This is a genomic window from Serratia sp. (in: enterobacteria), from assembly GCF_052400455.1.
Lineage (GTDB): Bacteria > Pseudomonadota > Gammaproteobacteria > Enterobacterales > Enterobacteriaceae > Serratia > Serratia ureilytica.
Window position 1 is genome coordinate 126,830 of the sequence record NZ_CP185812.1, and the last position, 19,606, is coordinate 146,435.

Annotated in this window: 16 protein-coding genes and 4 tRNA genes; 19 read left to right on the forward strand and 1 reads right to left on the reverse strand. The window is 57.7% G+C overall.

All coding sequences use genetic code 11. The features are described 5' to 3' along the window. Position 1 precedes the first annotated feature (1 nt). A complete protein-coding gene (gene rhlB / locus ACORQT_RS00550; RefSeq protein ID WP_033645045.1) occupies positions 2-1,288 on the reverse strand; it encodes an ATP-dependent RNA helicase RhlB in 1,287 nt (428 codons plus the stop codon). Positions 1,289-1,419: 131 nt separating this feature from the next. Between rhlB and trxA the strand changes: the two genes are divergently transcribed. From trxA to ACORQT_RS00645, 19 genes are all read left to right on the forward strand, one after another. Further along, positions 1,420-1,746, forward strand: coding sequence for a thioredoxin TrxA (gene trxA, locus ACORQT_RS00555; protein WP_004934187.1), 327 nt, complete (start codon positions 1,420-1,422; stop codon positions 1,744-1,746). 400 nt (positions 1,747-2,146) lie between these two features. Next, entirely contained in the window at positions 2,147-3,406 is a 1,260-nt protein-coding gene (gene rho / locus ACORQT_RS00560) for a transcription termination factor Rho (RefSeq protein WP_004934188.1), read from the forward strand. Between the two features lie 296 nt (positions 3,407-3,702). Further along, on the forward strand, positions 3,703-4,800 hold the full coding sequence (gene wecA, locus ACORQT_RS00565) for a UDP-N-acetylglucosamine--undecaprenyl-phosphate N-acetylglucosaminephosphotransferase (RefSeq protein ID WP_025160399.1): 1,098 nt from the start codon (positions 3,703-3,705) through the stop codon (positions 4,798-4,800). Positions 4,801-4,827: 27 nt separating this feature from the next. After that, a complete protein-coding gene (gene wzzE, locus ACORQT_RS00570) occupies positions 4,828-5,883 on the forward strand; it encodes an ECA polysaccharide chain length modulation protein (RefSeq protein ID WP_164057877.1) in 1,056 nt (351 codons plus the stop codon). An 87-nt stretch (positions 5,884-5,970) separates the two neighbouring features. Then, a complete protein-coding gene (gene wecB, locus ACORQT_RS00575; protein WP_004934198.1) occupies positions 5,971-7,101 on the forward strand; it encodes a non-hydrolyzing UDP-N-acetylglucosamine 2-epimerase in 1,131 nt (376 codons plus the stop codon). Further along, positions 7,098-8,360: a UDP-N-acetyl-D-mannosamine dehydrogenase gene (gene wecC / locus ACORQT_RS00580; RefSeq protein ID WP_033652436.1), complete on the forward strand. Its 1,263-nt coding sequence runs from the start codon at positions 7,098-7,100 to the stop codon at positions 8,358-8,360. The genes wecB and wecC overlap by 4 nt, the downstream gene beginning before the upstream one ends. Beyond that, positions 8,357-9,424 carry a dTDP-glucose 4,6-dehydratase gene (rffG, locus tag ACORQT_RS00585; RefSeq protein WP_164057873.1) on the forward strand — a complete coding sequence of 356 codons (1,068 nt, stop codon included), beginning with the start codon at positions 8,357-8,359 and terminating at the stop codon, positions 9,422-9,424. The genes wecC and rffG overlap by 4 nt, the downstream gene beginning before the upstream one ends. A gap of 49 nt (positions 9,425-9,473) precedes the next feature. Further along, on the forward strand, positions 9,474-10,355 hold the full coding sequence (gene rfbA / locus ACORQT_RS00590; protein ID WP_042783441.1) for a glucose-1-phosphate thymidylyltransferase RfbA: 882 nt from the start codon (positions 9,474-9,476) through the stop codon (positions 10,353-10,355). Then, a complete protein-coding gene (gene rffC / locus ACORQT_RS00595) occupies positions 10,333-11,061 on the forward strand; it encodes a dTDP-4-amino-4,6-dideoxy-D-galactose acyltransferase (protein WP_042783442.1) in 729 nt (242 codons plus the stop codon). Before rfbA ends, rffC begins: the two co-directional genes overlap by 23 nt. Next, complete coding sequence (gene rffA / locus ACORQT_RS00600; RefSeq protein WP_164057874.1) at positions 11,048-12,178, forward strand: dTDP-4-amino-4,6-dideoxygalactose transaminase; 1,131 nt, start codon at positions 11,048-11,050, stop codon at positions 12,176-12,178. The genes rffC and rffA overlap by 14 nt, the downstream gene beginning before the upstream one ends. Position 12,179: 1 nt before the next feature. Then, on the forward strand, positions 12,180-13,430 hold the full coding sequence (wzxE, locus tag ACORQT_RS00605) for a lipid III flippase WzxE (RefSeq protein WP_033645036.1): 1,251 nt from the start codon (positions 12,180-12,182) through the stop codon (positions 13,428-13,430). Next, positions 13,427-14,512: a TDP-N-acetylfucosamine:lipid II N-acetylfucosaminyltransferase gene (locus ACORQT_RS00610; RefSeq protein WP_033645035.1), complete on the forward strand. Its 1,086-nt coding sequence runs from the start codon at positions 13,427-13,429 to the stop codon at positions 14,510-14,512. Before wzxE ends, ACORQT_RS00610 begins: the two co-directional genes overlap by 4 nt. Further along, the gene (wzyE, locus tag ACORQT_RS00615; RefSeq protein WP_164057875.1) at positions 14,509-15,876 is read left to right on the forward strand and encodes an ECA oligosaccharide polymerase; all 1,368 of its coding nucleotides are present in this window, start codon (positions 14,509-14,511) and stop codon (positions 15,874-15,876) included. The genes ACORQT_RS00610 and wzyE overlap by 4 nt, the downstream gene beginning before the upstream one ends. Before the next feature lie 14 nt (positions 15,877-15,890). Further along, the gene (gene wecG, locus ACORQT_RS00620; protein WP_025304866.1) at positions 15,891-16,631 is read left to right on the forward strand and encodes a lipopolysaccharide N-acetylmannosaminouronosyltransferase; all 741 of its coding nucleotides are present in this window, start codon (positions 15,891-15,893) and stop codon (positions 16,629-16,631) included. Positions 16,632-16,996: 365 nt separating this feature from the next. Beyond that, a complete protein-coding gene (gene thrP, locus ACORQT_RS00625) occupies positions 16,997-18,400 on the forward strand; it encodes a bifunctional threonine/serine APC transporter ThrP (RefSeq protein WP_004934226.1) in 1,404 nt (467 codons plus the stop codon). Positions 18,401-18,535: 135 nt separating this feature from the next. Then, positions 18,536-18,612, forward strand: a tRNA-Arg gene (locus tag ACORQT_RS00630). 63 nt (positions 18,613-18,675) lie between these two features. Next, positions 18,676-18,751, forward strand: a tRNA-His gene (locus tag ACORQT_RS00635). A 42-nt stretch (positions 18,752-18,793) separates the two neighbouring features. After that, positions 18,794-18,880 (forward strand) — tRNA-Leu (locus ACORQT_RS00640). 74 nt (positions 18,881-18,954) lie between these two features. Then, positions 18,955-19,031 (forward strand) — tRNA-Pro (locus tag ACORQT_RS00645). Positions 19,032-19,606: the final 575 nt, after the last annotated feature.

Sequence of the window (19,606 nt, forward strand, 5' to 3'; positions counted from 1 at the left end):
ATCAGCTCGAGCGTTTACGGTTGCTGCGCGGCGCGCCGCCGCGACGTGGCGCGGAGTTGCGACGTGGGCCGTTGCCGCCGCGCGGACGCGACAGGCGCTTCGGTGCCGGCAGATCGGTCAGCAGCGCATCGCTGTTGTACTTGCTCACCGGAATGCTGTGATCGATATAGGTCTCGATCGCCGGCAGGTTGAGCGCGTACTCTTCACAAGCCAGGCTGATGGAGTGGCCGCTGGCGCCTGCTCGGCCGGTACGGCCGATGCGGTGCACGTAGTCTTCGCAGTCGTCAGGCAGATCGTAGTTGAAGACGTGCGTGACGGCGGGAATGTGCAGACCGCGCGCGGCGACGTCTGTGGCGACCAGGATATCCAGATTGCCCTTGGTGAAGTCGTCGAGGATGCGCAGGCGTTTTTTCTGCGCCACGTCGCCGGTCAGCAGGCCGACGCGGTGACCGTCGGCGGCCAGGTGGCCCCAGATGTCTTCGCAGCGGTGCTTGGTGTTGGCGAAGATGATGGCGCGATCCGGCCACTCTTCTTCGATCAGCGTCTGCAGCAGACGCATTTTTTCTTCGTTGGACGGGTAGAACAGCTCTTCTTTAATGCGGTGGCCGGTTTTCTGTTCCGGTTCCACTTCAACATATTCGGCGTTGTTCATCTGCTCGAAGGCCAGTTCGCGTACGCGATAGGACAGCGTGGCGGAGAACAGCATGTTCAGGCGTTGATCGGCCGCAGGCATGCGGCGGAACAGCCAGCGGATGTCTTTGATAAAGCCGAGATCGTACATGCGATCGGCCTCATCCAGCACGACGACCTGCATCGCGCCGAGATCGACATAGTTCTGCTTGGTGTAATCGATTAAACGGCCGGTGGTGCCAATCAGAATGTCCACGCCGCTTTCCAGCACTTTCAGCTGTTTGTCGTAGCCGTCGCCACCGTAGGCCAGGCCCAGCTTCAGGCCGGTGCTCTGGGAGAGGGCTTCCGCATCGGAGTGGATTTGCACCGCCAGTTCACGCGTAGGCGCCATGATCAAGGCGCGCGGCTGATTGGTCTGGCGATCCTGTTTCGCCGGGTGGGTCAGCAAATAGTGAAAAGTAGACGCCAAAAACGCCAGCGTCTTTCCGGTACCGGTTTGCGCCTGACCTGCAACGTCACGCCCGGAGAGCGTGAGCGGCAATGCTAACGCCTGGATGGGCGTGCAATTGTGAAACCCTTTTTTCTCAAGGGCTTCAAGGACTAACGGGTGCAGGGCGAAGTCGGAAAACTTCTGTTCGGTCAAGTGTGTTTTGCTCATAGTGTGGTAGAATATCAGCTAACTATTGCTTTACGAAAGCACATCCGTTGAAATAAACGCGGTGCAATAAAATCACCTTGAGTTGGTTAATGCTACACCAACAAGGTAGACATAATCCTGTGGAGTAGAACATGAGCGATAAAATTATTCACCTGACTGACAGCAGCTTCGAAGCTGACGTGCTGAAAGCGGAAGGGCCGATCCTGGTCGATTTCTGGGCTGAATGGTGTGGGCCGTGCAAGATGATTGCTCCGATTCTGGATGAGATTGCCGAAGAGTTCGAAGGCAAACTGACCATCACCAAGCTGAATATCGATCAGAACCCGGCTACCGCGCCTAAGTACGGTATCCGTGGCATCCCTACGCTGTTGCTGTTCAAGAACGGTGAAGTGGCCGCGACCAAGGTTGGCGCGTTGTCCAAAGGTCAGCTCAAAGATTTCCTGAACGCGAATCTGTAATCGGGCGGGAAGCCCAGTATCAGGCGCCTGGCGGTGATGTTCAATTCACCGCTAGACGCCTGCCAAGAAGCGTGTTAAGTTTAACCACACTGCATATAGAACTTGCCCGAAGTTTTAAATCTAAAGAGTTTGAATCTAAAGCTATACTCTGTGTCGAACCACCGGCGTTGAAAGTAAACTGAACTCAACCCGTGTTTTGGCAATCAAACGGTTTTGCAAAAATCATTTTTAAGGTACCTTCGATCTTCAACCGTCAATGCGTGCGCCCGATGTAAGCCATTTCTTACCGCGACGGCTCTGCGCCCGGTGATCGAACGTCCAGTAAACAGGCACGCATCTCGCTGCCATACCATTCACGATACAAGTTCGAGACATACCCCGAGTTTAAGAACCCACCACTATGAATCTTACCGAATTAAAGAATACGCCGGTTTCTGAGCTGATTACTCTCGGCGAAAATATGGGGCTGGAAAACCTTGCCCGCATGCGCAAGCAGGACATCATCTTCTCCATTCTGAAGCAACATGCGAAAAGCGGAGAAGATATCTTCGGCGACGGCGTGCTCGAGATATTGCAGGATGGATTCGGTTTCCTCCGCTCTGGAGACAGTTCCTACCTCGCCGGTCCCGACGACATCTACGTATCCCCTAGCCAAATCCGCCGCTTCAACCTCCGCACAGGTGACACCATTTCCGGTAAGATTCGTCCGCCAAAAGAAGGCGAGCGCTATTTTGCCCTGCTGAAAGTCAACGAAGTCAACTACGACAAGCCGGAAAACGCCCGCAGCAAGATCCTGTTCGAGAACTTGACGCCGCTGCACGCCAATTCCCGTTTGCGGATGGAGCGCGGCAACGGCTCGACCGAAGACTTGACGGCGCGCGTACTGGATCTGGCGGCGCCAATTGGCCGCGGCCAGCGTGGCCTGATCGTGGCACCGCCGAAAGCCGGTAAAACCATGCTGCTGCAGAACATCGCGCAGAGCATCGCCTACAATCACCCAGACTGCGTGCTGATGGTGCTGCTGATCGACGAACGTCCGGAAGAAGTGACCGAGATGCAGCGCCTGGTGAAAGGCGAAGTGATCGCATCGACCTTCGACGAGCCGGCTTCGCGTCACGTGCAAGTGGCCGAAATGGTGATCGAGAAGGCCAAGCGCCTGGTTGAGCACAAGAAAGACGTGATCATTCTGCTCGACTCCATCACCCGTCTGGCGCGCGCCTACAACACCGTGGTGCCGGCCTCGGGCAAGGTGCTGACCGGTGGTGTGGACGCCAACGCCCTGCATCGTCCGAAGCGCTTCTTCGGTGCGGCGCGTAACGTGGAAGAGGGCGGCAGCCTGACCATCATCGCGACCGCGCTGGTTGATACCGGTTCGAAGATGGACGAAGTGATCTACGAAGAATTTAAAGGTACCGGCAACATGGAATTGCACTTGGCGCGTAAAATCGCCGAGAAACGCGTATTCCCGGCTATCGATTACAACCGCTCCGGTACCCGTAAAGAAGAGCTGCTCACCACCTCTGAAGAGCTGCAAAAAATGTGGATCCTGCGCAAAATCATTCATCCGATGGGTGAAATCGACGCGATGGAGTTCCTCATTAATAAGTTGGCGATGACTAAAACCAACGATGAATTCTTCGATATGATGAAACGCTCATAATTCGTTAAAAAATTCGCTGAACGCCACGCCTAGTCGTGGCGTTTTTCGCTTTTGGCGGATACGATAAGTAGCAGTAATGGAAAAGTAAGTTGTTTCCTCGACTTATTGAGAATTCATCTTGTTTGTCGGTCGGTTTCGCGCCGGTCGGCTTTGCTGCTGTCATTTTGTCAGTCGATGCGAAGAAAATAGGCATGAATCACCGTTGTCATAGGAAATGACCGAAAGGTAGCGGGGGCCGATGGCACAAGCCTTAGCCCGTGGTAAGCTGCCTTATCTTCTACAGAGATCTGTTAACTGTGAACTTACTCACTATGAGTACTGAAATTCTATTTGTTTTCCTGTTTTCTTTGGCTTTTCTCTTTGTTGCCCGCAAGGCGGCAAAACGTATTGGTCTGGTAGATAAACCCAATTATCGCAAACGCCATCAGGGGCTGATTCCTCTGGTCGGCGGTATTTCCGTTTATGCCGGGTTGTGCTTCGCGTTTTGGATCTCTGAACAACCCATCGCACACGCCAAGCTTTATCTCACCTGCGCCGGTATTTTGGTGTTTGTGGGGGCGCTCGACGATCGTTTCGATATCAGCGTTAAAATTCGCGCCCTGGTGCAGGCGCTGGTCGGCATCGCCATGATGGTGTTTGCCGGTCTGTATCTGCGCAGCTTCGGCCATGTGCTGGGTGACTGGGAGATGCTGCTGGGGCCGTTCGGCTATCTGGTGACGCTGTTCGCGGTATGGGCGGCGATCAACGCTTTCAATATGGTCGACGGCATCGATGGTCTGCTGGGCGGTTTGTCGTGCGTCTCCTTCGGGGCGCTGGGCCTGCTGCTGTACCTGAGCGGCCATCATGAGCTGGCGTTCTGGTGCTTTGCGATGATCGCCACTATCGTTCCCTATATTTTGCTCAATCTCGGCATCCTCGGCCGCCGTTATAAGGTGTTTATGGGGGATGCCGGCAGCACCCTGATCGGCTTTACCGCCATTTGGCTGCTGCTGCAAAGTTCACAGGGAAAGGCGCACTCGATCAACCCGGTGACCGCGCTGTGGATCATCGCTATTCCGCTGATGGACATGATAGCAATCATGTATCGTCGTTTACGCAAGGGGATGAGCCCCTTCTCTCCCGATCGTCAACATATTCACCACCTGATCATGCGCGCCGGCTTTACGCCGCGGCAGGCTTTCGTGCTGATCACCCTGGCGGCCGCGTTGCTGGCGGCGGTGGGCGTGATCGGCGAACGCCTGACTTTTATCCCTGAGTGGGTTATGTTGGCATTATTCTTGCTTGCCTTCTTCCTGTACGGTTACTGCATCAAGCGCGCCTGGCGGGTTGCGCGATACATTAAGCGTATCAAGCGCCGGCTGCGGCGTTCGGGCGATAACAAGCAAGTACCTTAACCAGAGACCAGAGGCTTTTTGGCTGTGATGAATCCAGAAACAACGTCTGACAAGCATACCCCGACGGTGGATAACGAACTCGATATCCGCGGCCTGTGCTGCACCCTGTGGCGCGGCAAACCGTGGATTATCGGTATTGCGGTGCTGTTCGCGGCGGTCGCGCTGATCGTTTCTTACCTGGTTAAGCAAGAGTGGAGCGCCACCGCGATCACCGACAGGCCGACGGTGAATGCGCTGGGCGGTTATTACTCCCAGCAGCAGTTCCTGCGCAATCTGGATGTGCGCACGCTGCCGGCGGCGGCGGCCGGCGATCAGCCGAGCATCGCGGATGAAGCGTACAATGAGTTCATCATGCAGCTGGCGGCTTACGACACGCGTCGCGATTTCTGGCTGCAGAGCGATTACTACAAACAGCGTCAGGAAGGGGATGCCCGTGCCGATGCGGCATTGCTCGACGAGCTGATCAATAACATCCTGTTCACGCCGCGCGACGACAAAAAAGTCCCGAACGACGGCGTGAAGCTGACGGCGGAAACCGCCGCGGACGCCAACCGCCTGCTGCGCCAATACGTGGCCTTCGCCAGCCACCGCGCAGCCCTGCACCTGAACGAAGAGATCCAGGGCGCGTGGGCCGCTCGCACCACCTCGATGAAAGCACAGGTCAAGCGTCAGGAAGCGGTCGCGGAGTCGGTTTACAAGCGCGAGCTGAACACCACGCAACAGGCGTTGAAAATTGCCGAGAGCCAGGGGATCAGCCGTACGCAAACCGACACTCCGGCCGAACAGTTGCCGGATTCGGATCTGTTCTTGCTGGGCCGGCCAATGCTGCAGGCGCGTCTGGAAGGCCTGCAGGCCTCCGGCCCGACCTACGATCTGGATTACGATCAGAACCGCGCAATGCTGGCGACGCTGAACGTTGGCCCGACGTTGGATGAGAAGTTCCAGACCTATCGCTATTTGCGCACGCCGGAAGAGCCGGTAAAACGCGACAGCCCACGCCGGGTCTTCTGGCTGATTTTGTGGGGCGCGATGGGCGCGTTGGTTGGCGCCGGTGTGGCCTTGGCGCGTCGGCCGCGTAGTTAAAAAAATAATATAATAATCTGATGCAGGGCGCGTGAGCGCCCCATTCGCAGGCGGGGCCTGCGATTAACCGACCAAAAGAGATTCGCTGTGAAAGTGTTGACTGTTTTCGGCACCAGACCTGAAGCCATTAAAATGGCGCCGCTGGTACATGCACTGGCCCAGGATGAGGCCTTTGAAGCAAGAGTCTGCGTAACGGCACAGCATCGTGAGATGTTGGATCAGGTATTGCGGTTGTTCGAGATCACGCCGGATTACGACCTGAACATCATGAAACCCGGCCAGGGGCTAACGGAAATCACCTGTCGCATCCTGGAAGGGCTGAAAGGGGTGTTGGAAGACTTCAAACCGGACGTGGTGCTGGTGCACGGCGATACCACCACCACGCTGGCGACCAGTCTGGCGGCGTTCTATCAACGCATCCCCGTTGGGCATGTCGAAGCCGGGCTGCGTACCGGCAATCTGTATTCTCCCTGGCCGGAAGAGGCCAACCGCAAACTGACCGGCCATCTGGCGATGTACCACTTCGCGCCGACCGAGAACTCACGCCAAAATCTGCTGCGCGAGCTGCTGCCGGACAACCGCATTTTCGTGACCGGCAATACGGTGATCGACGCGTTGTTCTGGGTGCGCGATCGCGTGATGAGCGATGCTGCGCTGCGCGCCAGCCTGGCGCAGCGTTACCCGTTCCTCGATGCCGACAAAAAACTGATTCTGGTCACCGGCCATCGCCGGGAAAGCTTTGGCGGCGGTTTTGAGCGGATTTGCAGCGCGCTGGCGGAGATCGCCCGCAGCCACCCGGAAGTGCAGGTGGTGTACCCGGTGCATCTCAATCCGAATGTCAGCGAGCCGGTGAATCGCATTTTGAAAGGCATCGACAACGTCATGCTGATCGAGCCGCAGGATTATTTGCCGTTTGTCTATCTGATGACCCACGCTTACATGATCCTCACCGACTCCGGCGGCATTCAGGAAGAGGCGCCCTCGTTAGGCAAGCCGGTGCTGGTGATGCGCGACACCACCGAGCGCCCGGAGGCGGTAGATGCGGGCACGGTGCGCCTGGTCGGCACCGATGTGGCCAAAATTGTTGAAGCGGTGACCCGGCTGTTGACGGACGAAAGCGAATATCACGCGATGAGCCGGGCGCACAACCCATACGGCGACGGGCATGCCTGTCAGCGTATCCTCGAAGCTTTAAAGAATCATCAGGTGACACTATGAGTTTTGACACTATTTCGGTTATCGGCCTGGGTTATATCGGCTTGCCAACGGCGGCGGCGTTTGCTTCCCGCAAGAAAAAAGTGGTGGGCGTAGATGTTAACCAACATGCGGTAGATACCATTAATCGCGGTGCTATCCACATCGTCGAACCGGATCTGGATAAAGTGGTCAAGGATGCCGTCGACGGCGGTTTCCTGCAGGCGGTGACCAAACCGCTGGCGGCCGATGCGTTCCTGATCGCGGTGCCTACGCCGTTCAAGGGCGACCATGAGCCGGATCTGGCCTATGTCGAGGCGGCGGCGAAATCGCTGGCGCCGGTGCTGAAAAAAGGCGATCTGGTGATCCTTGAGTCCACCTCGCCGGTGGGCGCCACTGAACAGATGGCGGAATGGTTGGCGCAGGCGCGCAGCGATCTCAGCTTCCCGCAACAAGCGGGCGAAGCGGCGGACGTGAATATCGCCTATTGCCCGGAGCGCGTGTTGCCGGGGCAGGTGATGGTGGAGCTGATTCAAAACGATCGCGTGATCGGCGGCATGACGCCGAAGTGCTCGGCGCGCGCCAGCGAGCTGTACAAGATTTTCCTCGAGGGGGAATGCGTGGTCACCAACTCACGCACTGCCGAGATGTGCAAGCTGACGGAAAACAGCTTCCGCGATGTGAACATCGCCTTTGCTAACGAACTGTCGCTGATTTGCGCCGAACAGGGGATCAACGTCTGGGAACTGATTCGCCTGGCGAACCGTCACCCGCGGGTGAACATTCTGCAGCCTGGCCCAGGCGTCGGCGGCCACTGCATCGCCGTCGATCCGTGGTTTATCGTGGCGCAGAACCCGCAGCAGGCGCGCTTGATCCATACCGCACGTCTGGTGAACGACGGCAAACCGTTGTGGGTGGTCGACCGGGTGAAAGCGGCGGTGGCCGATTGCCTGGCCGCCACCGACAAGCGGGCGTCAGAGGTGAAAATCGCCTGCTTCGGTCTGGCCTTCAAGCCGAATATCGACGATCTGCGCGAAAGCCCGGCGGTGGAAGTGGCCCACCTGATCGCCGAATGGCACGTCGGTGAAACGCTGGCGGTGGAACCGAACGTCGAACAGTTGCCGACTTCGCTGGCGGGCCATGTGACGTTGACGCCAATCGCGGAGGCGTTGCAACAGGCCGATGTGATCGTGATGTTGGTCGATCATCAGCAGTTCAAGGCCATCCGGCCGGAAGAGATCAAGCAAAGCTGGGTGGTGGATACCAAAGGAGTTTGGCGTTGAAGCGTATCTTAGTCACCGGTGGCGCCGGATTTATTGGTTCTGCGGTCGTGCGACATATCATCGAGGCCACCGGCGACAGCGTAGTGGTGGTGGATAAGCTGACCTATGCCGGTAACCTGGAGTCGCTGGCGGTCGTGGCCGACAGCGATCGTTATGTCTTCGAGCAGATCGACATCTGCGATCGCGTCGGGTTGGATCGGGTGTTTGCCCGTTATCAACCGGACGTGGTGATGCACCTGGCGGCGGAAAGCCACGTCGATCGCTCTATCGACGGCCCGGCGGCGTTTATCGAGACCAATGTGGTCGGCACTTACACCCTGCTGGAAGCGGCGCGCCATTACTGGCAGCCGTTGGCGGCGGAGAAGAAGCAGGCTTTCCGCTTCCATCATATCTCCACCGACGAAGTGTACGGCGATCTGCACGGCACTGACGATCTGTTCACCGAAACCACGCCCTATGCGCCGAGCAGCCCGTATTCCGCCTCCAAGGCGTCGAGCGATCATCTGGTGCGCGCCTGGCTGCGCACCTATGGTTTGCCGACCCTCGTCACCAACTGTTCGAACAACTACGGCCCTTATCACTTCCCGGAGAAGCTGATCCCGCTGGTTATCCTGAATGCCGTCGCCGGTAAACCGCTGCCGGTATACGGCAACGGCGCGCAGGTGCGCGACTGGCTGTATGTCGAGGATCACGCGCGCGCGCTCTATCAGGTGGTGACCGAAGGTGTGGTGGGCGAAACTTACAATATCGGCGGCCATAACGAGCGCAAGAATATCGAAGTGGTGCAGACCATCTGTGACCTGCTGGAAGAACTGGCGCCAAACAAACCACAGGGCGTGGCGCACTACCGCGATCTGATCACTTACGTTAAGGATCGCCCGGGCCACGACATGCGTTACGCCATCGACGCCGGCAAGATCGACCGTGAGTTGGGATGGCAACCGCAGGAAACGTTCGAAAGCGGCATTCGCAAAACCGTGGTTTGGTACCTGAATAACGAAGTCTGGTGGCGCCGGGTGCAAGACGGTTCTTATGCCGGCGAGCGTTTGGGGCTGTCCGATTGAATGTCACGCCGTGCGGCCTGTGCGCGGTGCGGCGGATTTGGGAGCAAGTATGAAAGGTATTGTGCTGGCAGGGGGTTCCGGGACGCGTCTGCATCCAATTACCCGCGGCGTATCGAAGCAGCTGTTGCCGATTTACGATAAACCGATGATCTATTACCCGCTGTCGGTGCTGATGCTGGCGGGGATCAAAGACATTCTGATTATCTCCACGCCGGAAGATCTGCCTTCTTTCAAGCGTTTGTTGGGCAGCGGCGAAGCGTTTGGCATCAATCTCAGCTATGCCGAGCAGCCTAGCCCCGATGGCCTGGCTCAGGCATTTCTGATTGGCGAAGAATTCTTGGCCGGCGAGCCGAGCTGCCTGGTGTTGGGCGATAATATTTACTTTGGCCAGGGATTCAGTCCCAAGCTGAGAAGCGTTGCGGCGCGCACCGCCGGCGCCACGGTATTTGGCTATCAGGTGATGGATCCCGAGCGTTTTGGCGTAGTGGAATTCGATGACCGCTATCGGGCATTATCGATCGAAGAAAAGCCGGTTAAACCGAAGTCTAACTGGGCGGTGACCGGGTTGTATTTCTATGATGCTCAGGTTGTGGAGTTCGCCAAGCAGATCAAACCGTCACCTCGGGGTGAGCTGGAGATCACCAGCATCAACCAGATGTATCTGGAGCGCGGAGAACTGACCGTTGAGCTGCTGGGGCGCGGTTTTGCCTGGCTGGATACCGGCACTCACGACAGCCTGCTGGAAGCCAGCAGTTTCGTGCAGACGGTCGAGAAACGTCAGGGCTTTAAAATCGCCTGTCTTGAAGAGATCGCCTGGCGCAATGGCTGGCTGGATGATGAGGGCGTGAAACGCGCGGCTCAGACGCTGGCCAAAACAGGTTACGGCAAATACTTACTGGATTTATTGCATGCGCGTCCACGCCAGTATTGAACCGCTGAATTGGGAGAGCGACTTCTTCCAATTGAAAAGCGCCAAGTTACATTTCGACGACTCTGCGGCCCCCGTCAGCCACGCTGATTTGGATGCTTATGCGTTGGTGCAGGCTAAAATCCCCGCTTACCGATTGGAGTGGGCCGATGCGCTGTCGGCGCTGGGCTTCCGGCTGGTCGAAGGCGAAGTGGACCTGGCAGTGAACATTGCAACTGGACGCGAGACGGTCGATACCGCTGCGGCCGGGGTGCGGATGGCTGTACCTGAGGACATCCCGTCGTTGCGGGCTGCCGCCGGTGACGTGTTCGCCGCCAGCCGATTTCGCGCACCGTGGTACGATCGCGCCGATAGCGGGCGATTCTATGCGGCCTGGATCGAAAAAGCGGTGCTGGGCACCTTTGATCATCAATGCTTGCTGGTATTGGACAACCAGGGGCAACCCGAAGGATTTGTCAGCCTGCGTGACATTGGCGACCAGGAAATGCGTATCGGCTTGCTGGCGGCCTATCCCGGCGCATCAGGCCGGGGCATTGGCTCCAGACTGATGGCGGCGGCGCTGGCCGAATGCCGGCGGCAGGGGATGCAGCGCCTGCGGGTCGCGACCCAGGTAGGCAATATCGCCGCATTACGACTCTATCAACGACAGGGTGCCGTGATTGAAAGCACCGCGTATTGGTTATACAGAGGTAGACATGATTCCATTTAACGCTTCACCGGTTGTTGGCACTGAACTGGAATATATGCAGGCTGCGATGAGCAGCGGCAAGTTGTGCGGCGACGGCGGTTTTACCCGTCGCTGCCAACAGTGGATGGAACAGCATTTCGGCAGCGCGAAAGTGCTGTTGACGCCTTCCTGCACCGCGTCGTTGGAAATGGCCGCCATCCTGCTGGATATTCAGCCGGGCGACGAAGTGATCATGCCGAGCTTTACCTTCGTTTCAACCGCCAACGCCTTTGTGCTGCGCGGCGCCAAAGTGGTGTTCGTCGATCTGCGTCCGGACACCATGAACATCGACGAAACCAAAATCGAAGCGGCGATTACCGATAAAACCCGCGCGATCGTGCCGGTACACTACGCCGGCGTCGCCTGCGAGATGGATACCATCATGGCGCTGGCGAAGAAATATAACCTGTTCGTGGTGGAAGACGCCGCGCAGGGCGTGATGTCGACCTACAAAGGCAAGGCATTGGGCACCATCGGCCATATCGGCTGCTTCAGCTTCCATGAAACCAAAAACTATACCGCCGGCGGCGAAGGCGGCGCGACGCTGGTGAACGATCCGGCCCTGATCGATCGGGCGGAAGTCATCCGCGAGAAAGGCACCAACCGCAGCCAGTTCTTCCGTGGCCAGGTCGACAAATATACCTGGCGCGACATCGGTTCCAGCTACTTGATGTCTGACCTGCAGGCCGCCTATCTGTGGGGTCAGCTGGAAGTGGCGGAGCGCATCAATCAGCGCCGCCTGTCGCTGTGGCAGAAGTACTACGACAGTTTCCTGCCGTTAGCGCAGGCCGGCCGTATCGAGCTGCCGACTGTGCCGGCGGACTGCGAGCACAATGCGCACATGTTCTATATCAAGCTGCGCGATATCGAAGAGCGCACCGCATTTATCGACTATTTGAAAGAAGCCGAGATCATGACGGTGTTTCACTATATCCCGCTGCATGCGTGCCCGGCCGGCGAACAGTTTGGCCGCTTTGCCGGTGAAGATCGCTATACCAGCCAGGAAAGTGCGCGTCTGGTGCGTTTGCCGCTGTTCTACAATCTGTCCGATGCCAATCAACGTACGGTTATCAATAGCATACTGAGCTTCTTCGCCTGATATGTCGTTGGCAAAAGCGTCGATATGGACCGCCGGCTCCACGCTGATCAAAATTGGCGTGGGGCTATTGGTGGTGAAACTGCTGGCGGTGGCGTTTGGCCCCAGCGGCGTGGGGCAGGCGGGTAACTTTCGCCAGTTGATCACCGTGCTGGGCGTGCTGTCCGGCGCGGGCATTTTTAACGGCATCACCAAGTACGTGGCGGAGTACCACCAGGACTCGCAGCGTCTGCGTCTGGCGGTCGGCACCGCGTCGAGCATTGTGCTGGGCTTTTCGACCTTGCTGGCGCTGGTGTTTTTGTTCGCCGCCGAGCCGATCAGCATCGGGCTGTTCGGGCATGCCGATTACGTCGGCGTGGTGCGCGCCGTCGCCTTCATTCAGATGGGCATCGCCTACGCCAACCTGTTCATGGCGGTGCTGAAAGGCTATCGCGACGCGATGGGCAACGCGCTGGCGGTGATCGGCGGCAGCCTGATCGGCGTGGTGGCTTATTATCTGTGCTTCAAGCTGGGCGGCTATGAAGGCGCGCTGGCAGGGCTGGCGTTGGTGCCGGCGTTGGTGGTGCTGCCGGCCGGGCTGATGCTGTGGCGGCGCAAAACGTTGCCGCTGCGCTACCTGGCTCCGCGCTGGGACAAAGGGGTGGCCGGCAATCTCGGCAAATTCACCCTCATGGCGTTGATCACCTCGGTGACGCTGCCGGTGGCTTACGTGATGATGCGTAACCTGTTGGCCGCGCATTACGGTTGGGATGAAGTGGGGATCTGGCAAGGCGTCAGCAGCATTTCCGATGCCTATCTGCAGTTTATCACCGCCTCGTTTACCGTCTATCTGCTGCCGACGCTGTCGCGGTTGACGGACAAGGGCGCCATCTCGCGGGAGATCGTGCGCTCGCTGAAATTCGTGCTGCCGGCGGTAGCGGCGGCGAGCTTTACGGTGTGGTTGCTGCGTGATTTCGCCATCTGGCTGCTGTTCTCGGACAAGTTCGTCGCCATGCGCGATCTGTTTGCCTGGCAGCTGGTGGGCGACGTGCTGAAAGTCGGGGCTTATGTGTTCGGCTATCTGGTGATCGCCAAAGCGTCGCTGCGCTTTTATATCCTGACGGAAGTCAGCCAGTTTCTGCTGCTGACGCTGTTCTCGCACTGGCTTATCCCGCTGCGCGGCGCGCTGGGGGCGGCTCAGGCCTATATGGCAACCTACATCGTGTATTTCGCGCTCTGTAGCTGCGTGTTTCTTATTTATCGTAGACGAGTATGACCACACTGATTCACGTTCTGGGATCCGATATCCCGCATCATAACCAGACAGTGCTGCGCTTCTTCAACGACGTGCTGGCGCCGCGTTTGCCGGCTGAGCAGACGCGGCATTTTATGGTGGCGGCCAAGGATGTGGCGGCACTGGGGGATTTCCCCGCCCTGAACATTGAGCCTTACGCCGACAAGAAGAGCCTGGCGGCGGCGGTGATCGCCCGCGCCCAGGCCGATCGCGATGCGCGCTTCTTCCTGCACGGTCAGTTTAACCCGGGGCTGTGGCTGGCGCTGCTGAGCGGCAAGATCAAGGCGCATCAGGTCAGTTGGCATATTTGGGGCGCCGATCTGTATGAAGACGCCACCAGCTGGAAGTTTCGGCTGTTTTACCTGCTGCGCCGCATTGCTCAGGGGCGAGTGGGGAACGTGTTCGCCACCCGCGGCGACGTGATCCACTATCAGCAGCGCCATGCGCGGGTGCCGGCCTCGTTGTTGTACTTCCCGACGCGGATGGATCCGGCGCTGACCGACGTTCACGTCGAGAAAAATCTGGCCGGGCCGATGACGATTCTGGTGGGCAACTCCGGCGATCGCAGCAACCGGCATATCGAAGCGCTGCAGGCGATACATCAGCAGTTCGGCGCCGACGTGCGCGTGATCCTGCCGATGGGCTATCCGGCCAATAACGACGCCTACATCGAGCAGGTGCGCGCCGCCGGGTTGCCGCTGTTCGGCGAGAAAAACCTGCAGCTGCTCACGCAGCAGGTGGCGTTTGAGGACTACCTCAACATCCTGCGCGCCTGCGATCTGGGTTATTTCATTTTCAATCGCCAGCAGGGGATAGGCACCCTGTGTCTGCTGATTCAGTTTGGCGTGCCTTTCGTGCTCAGCCGGCAGAACCCGTTCTGGCAGGATTTGGCGGAACAGCACCTGCCGGTGCTGTTCTACGGCGACTCGCTCGACGAGGCGGTGGTGCGCGAAGCGCAGCGTCAGCTGGCGGCGGTGGATAAGCAGACGATCGCCTTCTTTAATCCGAACTATGTCGATGGCTGGCAGCAAGCCCTGGCGCTGGCGGCGGGAGAGCACTCATGACGTTGGCGCAATTCGGCGGTCTGTTCGTCGTCTACCTGGTCAGCCTGACGTTTATTCTGACGCTGACCTACCAGGAGTTTCGGCGCGTGCGCTTTAACTTCAACGTCTTCTTCTCGCTGCTGTATTTGCTGACGTTTTATTTCGGCTTCCCGCTGACCTGTCTGCTGGTGTTTCAGTTTGACGTCGAGGTGGTGCCGGTGGAGTTTCTGCTGTACGCCTTGCTGTCGGCGACGGCGTTTTACGCCATCTATTACGTCACCTACAAGACCCGGCTGCGCAAGCGCCGCTCTCAGCCGCGCGCGGCGCTGTTCACCATGAATCGGGTGGAAACCCATATGACCTGGGTGCTGCTGGCGCTGGTGGCGATCGGGACCGTGGGTATCTTCTTCATGCAGAACGGCTTCCTGCTGTTCAAGCTCAATTCCTACAGCCAGATCTTCTCCAGCGACGTGTCCGGCGTGGCGCTCAAACGGTTCTTCTACTTCTTCATTCCGGCGATGCTGGTGGTCTATTTCCTGCGGCAGGATCTGAGCGCCTGGTTCTTGTTCCTGGTGGCGACGGTGGCGTTCGGCATTTTGACCTACGTGATCGTTGGCGGCACCCGCGCCAATATCATCATCGCCTTCGCGCTGTTCCTGTTTATCGGCATCGTGCGCGGCTGGATCACGCTGTGGATGTTGGCGGCGGCCGGCATATTCGGCGTGGTCGGCATGTTCTGGCTGGCGTTGAAGCGCTACAGCCTGGACGTCAGCGGCGCGGAAGCGTTTTATACCTTCCTCTATCTGACCCGAGACACCTTCTCGCCGTGGGAAAATCTGGCGCTGCTGCTGCAAAATTACGACAAGATCGATTTCCAGGGCCTGGCGCCGATCCTGCGTGATTTCTACGTCTTTATCCCAACGTGGCTATGGCCGGGCCGGCCGGACGTGGTGCTGAACTCGGCCAACTATTTCACCTGGGAAGTGCTGAACAACCACTCTGGGCTGGCGATATCCCCGACGCTGATCGGTTCGCTGGTGGTGATGGGCGGCGCGCTGTTCATCCCGCTCGGCGCGATTCTGGTGGGCATGATCATCAAGTGGTTCGACTGGCTGTATGAGTTGGGCAAAACCGAACCGAACCGCTATAAGGCGGCTATCCTGCAAGGATTCTGCTTCGGCGCGGTGTTCAACATGATCGTGTTGGCGCGCGAAGGGGTGGACTCATTCGTTTCGCGCGTGGTGTTCTTCTGCATTATTTTCGGCGCCTGTCTGGTGCTGGCGAAGTTGCTGTATTGGCTGTTCGATACCGCCGGGCTCATCAAGGCCAGAGTGACGCGCGCCCGCGCGCTGGCCTCTCCCCCACGGGCGGACGGTCTTTTGTAAGGGTAATGACGACGATGGAAACAAAGATTTCGGTGCCGCAGTATGAGCTGCGCGGTTTCAGCCTGTGGGGTTTTCGCGATATGGCGCACTGCATGGACTTTCTGTTCGACGGCGGCCGGGTCAAACAGGGCACGTTGGTGGCCATGAATGCGGAAAAGATCCTGAAGGCGGAAGAGGACCCGGCGCTGCATGCGTTGCTGGATGAAGCGGAGTACAAGTACGCCGACGGCATCAGCATGGTGCGCTCGATTCGCCGCAAATACCCGGCGGCGGACGTTTCGCGCGTCGCGGGCGCCGACCTTTGGGAAGCCTTGATGCAGCGCGCCGGCCGCGAAGGCACGCCGGTCTTCCTGGTCGGCGGCAAGCCGGAAGTCTTGGCGGAAACCGAGCAAAAGCTGCGCAGCCAGTGGAATGTCAACCTGGTGGGCAGCCAGGACGGCTATTTCAAACCGGAGCAGCGAGAGGCGCTATTCGAGCGTATTCGCGCCAGCGGCGCCGCCATCGTGACGGTGGCGATGGGATCGCCGAAGCAGGAGATCCTGATGCGCGACTGCCGCAAGGTGCATCCGCAGGCGCTGTATATGGGCGTGGGCGGCACCTACGACGTGTTTACCGGCCATGTGAAACGTGCGCCCAAGGTGTGGCAGAACCTCGGTCTGGAGTGGCTTTACCGCCTGCTCAGCCAGCCCAGCCGCATCGGCCGGCAGCTGAAGCTGTTGAAGTTTGTCGGCTACTACTACAGCGGCAAAATGTAATCGCTTATCCGGGGTGGAATGTGTCGGTTCGCCCCGGTCTGCTGTACCAATAATCTGCTTTTGCCTATTTCTCCCGCATATCTATAACCCCCAGCCCTAAACGTCGCCGCATTTATTCCATAAAGTTTTAAATTGCGGTTTGCTTATAGCGACGAAATGCGAAACGATACCGCCCGGAAATTATCCCTGGCCGCTGAAGCCTGATGCGACAGCGCTGAACGATGTTCTTCTCACGGTAACTTCGCTCCGACTACCCGTTGATGCCAACCCGAACGGCAGGGGATGATTTATTCTTTTAATAATGACAATAACGACCGGCAGCGGCCGGCAGGCAAACACAACCCGAGAAAAATTATTGAGGATTTATGGCACACAAAGAGAAACCGCAAGGGCTACACCGAGGCCTTGAGGCCCGGCACATCGAGCTTATCGCTCTCGGGGGCACCATTGGTGTCGGCCTGTTTATGGGATCGGCCAGTACGCTGAAATGGGCCGGGCCGTCGGTACTGCTGGCTTACATCATCGCCGGGCTGTTCGTGTTCTTCATTATGCGTTCGATGGGGGAGATGCTGTTCCTCGAGCCGGTCGCCGGGTCGTTCGCCGTTTACGCGCATAAATACATGAATCCCTATTTCGGCTACCTCACCGCCTGGGGTTACTGGTTTATGTGGATCGCCGTCGGCATTTCGGAGATCACCGCCATCGGGGTGTATGTGCAGTTCTGGTTCCCGGAAATACCGCAGTGGGTCCCCGCGCTGATCGCCGTGGCGATGGTGGCGCTGGCCAACCTGGCGGCGGTGCGCCTGTACGGTGAGCTGGAGTTCTGGTTCGCCATGATCAAGGTCACCACCATCATCGTGATGATTTTGGTGGGGCTGGGGGTGATCTTCTTCGGTTTCGGCAACGGCGGTGAACCTATAGGTTTCGCCAATCTGACGGCGCACGGCGGCTTCTTTGCCGGCGGCTGGAAGGGCTTCCTGTTTGCGCTGTGCATCGTGGTGGCGTCCTATCAGGGGGTTGAGCTGGTGGGCATTACCGCCGGTGAAGCCAAAAACCCACAGGTAACGCTGAAACGTGCGATCAACAATATCCTGTGGCGCATCCTGATCTTCTATGTCGGCGCGATCTTCGTCATCGTGACCATCTTCCCGTGGAACGGCATCGGCACTACCGGCAGCCCGTTCGTGCTGACCTTCGCCAAGATCGGCATCGTCGCTGCTGCCGGCATCATTAACTTTGTGGTACTGACCGCCGCGCTTTCCGGTTGCAACAGCGGCATGTACAGCGGCGGCCGCATGCTGTACGCCCTGGCCAAGAATCGCCAACTGCCAGCGGCGCTGACCAAGCTTTCCGCCAGCGGCGTGCCGGTCAACTGCATCGCCGTCACCATCGGCTGCCTGTTGGTGGGCTCCGCGCTGAACTACATCATCCCTAATCCGGAGCAGGTGTTCGTCTATGTCTACAGCGCCAGCGTGTTGCCGGGCATGGTGCCGTGGTTCGTGGTGCTGATAAGCCAACTCTATTTCCGCCGCGCGCACAAGGAAGCGATCAAAAACCACAGCTTTAAGTCGATCATGTTCCCGTATGTGAACTATCTGACCATCGCTTTTCTGGTTTGCGTGCTGGTCGGCATGGGAATCAACCCGGATACGCGAATTTCCCTGCTGGTCGGGGCGATTTTCTTAGCGGGCGTCAGCCTGTGCTACTTCGCTTTCGGCATGCATAAGAAACATCATCCGGCTGAAAATCGGGTAGAAACGCGGCAATAAACGGTGAAAAGGGGCTACGGAGTGCGCTTTCCTGCGCAGGAGTGAGCAAAGCGTAATCAAACGCAACATTTCTGCGAAAAAGCACTAGACAGGATTGGCGTAAATCCGTAGTATCCCCTCCCGCAACGGCGCTACGCGCCCGTAGCTCAGCTGGATAGAGCGCTGCCCTCCGGAGGCAGAGGTCTCAGGTTCGAATCCTGTCGGGCGCGCCATTAAGTTTGTGCGCAGGAGCTGCGGTGGTAATATTACCGCGTGAGTAAGAAGAAGTAGTAATGGTGGCTATAGCTCAGTTGGTAGAGCCCTGGATTGTGATTCCAGTTGTCGTGGGTTCGAGTCCCATTAGCCACCCCACTTCCTAAGCGAAGTGAAGATTTAGCAGTATTTTGTGACAGTGCGAAGGTGGCGGAATTGGTAGACGCGCTAGCTTCAGGTGTTAGTGTTCTTACGGACGTGAGGGTTCAAGTCCCTCTCTTCGCACCACGCAAAATATCTGATAAATATAAGATTTATATGGACAACGGTCTGATAAATCGGGTAGTATGAGCAACACAAATCGGCGAGTAGCGCAGCCTGGTAGCGCAACTGGTTTGGGACCAGTGGGTCGGGGGTTCAAATCCTCTCTCGCCGACCACTTTCAAAGAAACCGACGCAAGTCGGTTTTTTTACGCCTGCAGTTTATGAGGATGAGCACCTCCGCAGGAGGTTCGAGCCTCGTGAAGCGAGACGACGTTGCTTTAGCAACGGCTCGAAGGGCGTTTACATCCTGGGGCGCGCGTCATCTTTCTCTCGCTGACCAGTTTCAAAGAAACCGACGTAAGTCGGTTTTTTTACGTCCGCCGTTTATGAGGGTAAGTCCTTCCCGCCGCGACGAAACGCATAGCGACCAACCCGTGCAGCATTGCACGGGTTTTTGCGTATCTGAACATTGGCATTTTGTCTCAACCGGCACGTGTGTAGGTTTTCAGCGACAATGTGGTTCGACGTTGTCGCCAGTTTGAGACATATAATCCATTGATTTTAAACATTAAAAGTGGCTTTGGCTTAAGTCGTCGTTTTACGGCGACAGCATCAGATCGGCCGTGGGTAAAGAATGACAGGGGACGGCATGCTGAGCGAAAGTTAGGAAGTAAATAAAAATTCAATATTTTCAATCAATTGAATGCTATTTTTTATAGCAACTTTCCTGGGTCTGAAAGTTGGCACGCC

Excerpts from the sequence above, each read along its gene's own strand:
- wecC (WP_033652436.1), top strand. The coding sequence starts at position 7,098 with ATGAGTTTTGACACTATTTCGGTTATCGGCCTGGGTTATATCGGCTTG.
- thrP (WP_004934226.1), top strand. The coding sequence starts at position 16,997 with ATGGCACACAAAGAGAAACCGCAAGGGCTACACCGAGGCCTTGAGGCC.
- wzzE (WP_164057877.1), top strand. The coding sequence starts at position 4,828 with ATGAATCCAGAAACAACGTCTGACAAGCATACCCCGACGGTGGATAAC.
- rho (WP_004934188.1), top strand. The coding sequence starts at position 2,147 with ATGAATCTTACCGAATTAAAGAATACGCCGGTTTCTGAGCTGATTACT.
- rffC (WP_042783442.1), top strand. The coding sequence starts at position 10,333 with ATGCGCGTCCACGCCAGTATTGAACCGCTGAATTGGGAGAGCGACTTC.
- rhlB (WP_033645045.1), bottom strand. The coding sequence starts at position 1,288 with ATGAGCAAAACACACTTGACCGAACAGAAGTTTTCCGACTTCGCCCTG.
- trxA (WP_004934187.1), top strand. The coding sequence starts at position 1,420 with ATGAGCGATAAAATTATTCACCTGACTGACAGCAGCTTCGAAGCTGAC.
- ACORQT_RS00610 (WP_033645035.1), top strand. The coding sequence starts at position 13,427 with ATGACCACACTGATTCACGTTCTGGGATCCGATATCCCGCATCATAAC.
- wzxE (WP_033645036.1), top strand. The coding sequence starts at position 12,180 with ATGTCGTTGGCAAAAGCGTCGATATGGACCGCCGGCTCCACGCTGATC.
- wzyE (WP_164057875.1), top strand. The coding sequence starts at position 14,509 with ATGACGTTGGCGCAATTCGGCGGTCTGTTCGTCGTCTACCTGGTCAGC.
- wecG (WP_025304866.1), top strand. The coding sequence starts at position 15,891 with ATGGAAACAAAGATTTCGGTGCCGCAGTATGAGCTGCGCGGTTTCAGC.
- rfbA (WP_042783441.1), top strand. The coding sequence starts at position 9,474 with ATGAAAGGTATTGTGCTGGCAGGGGGTTCCGGGACGCGTCTGCATCCA.
- rffA (WP_164057874.1), top strand. The coding sequence starts at position 11,048 with ATGATTCCATTTAACGCTTCACCGGTTGTTGGCACTGAACTGGAATAT.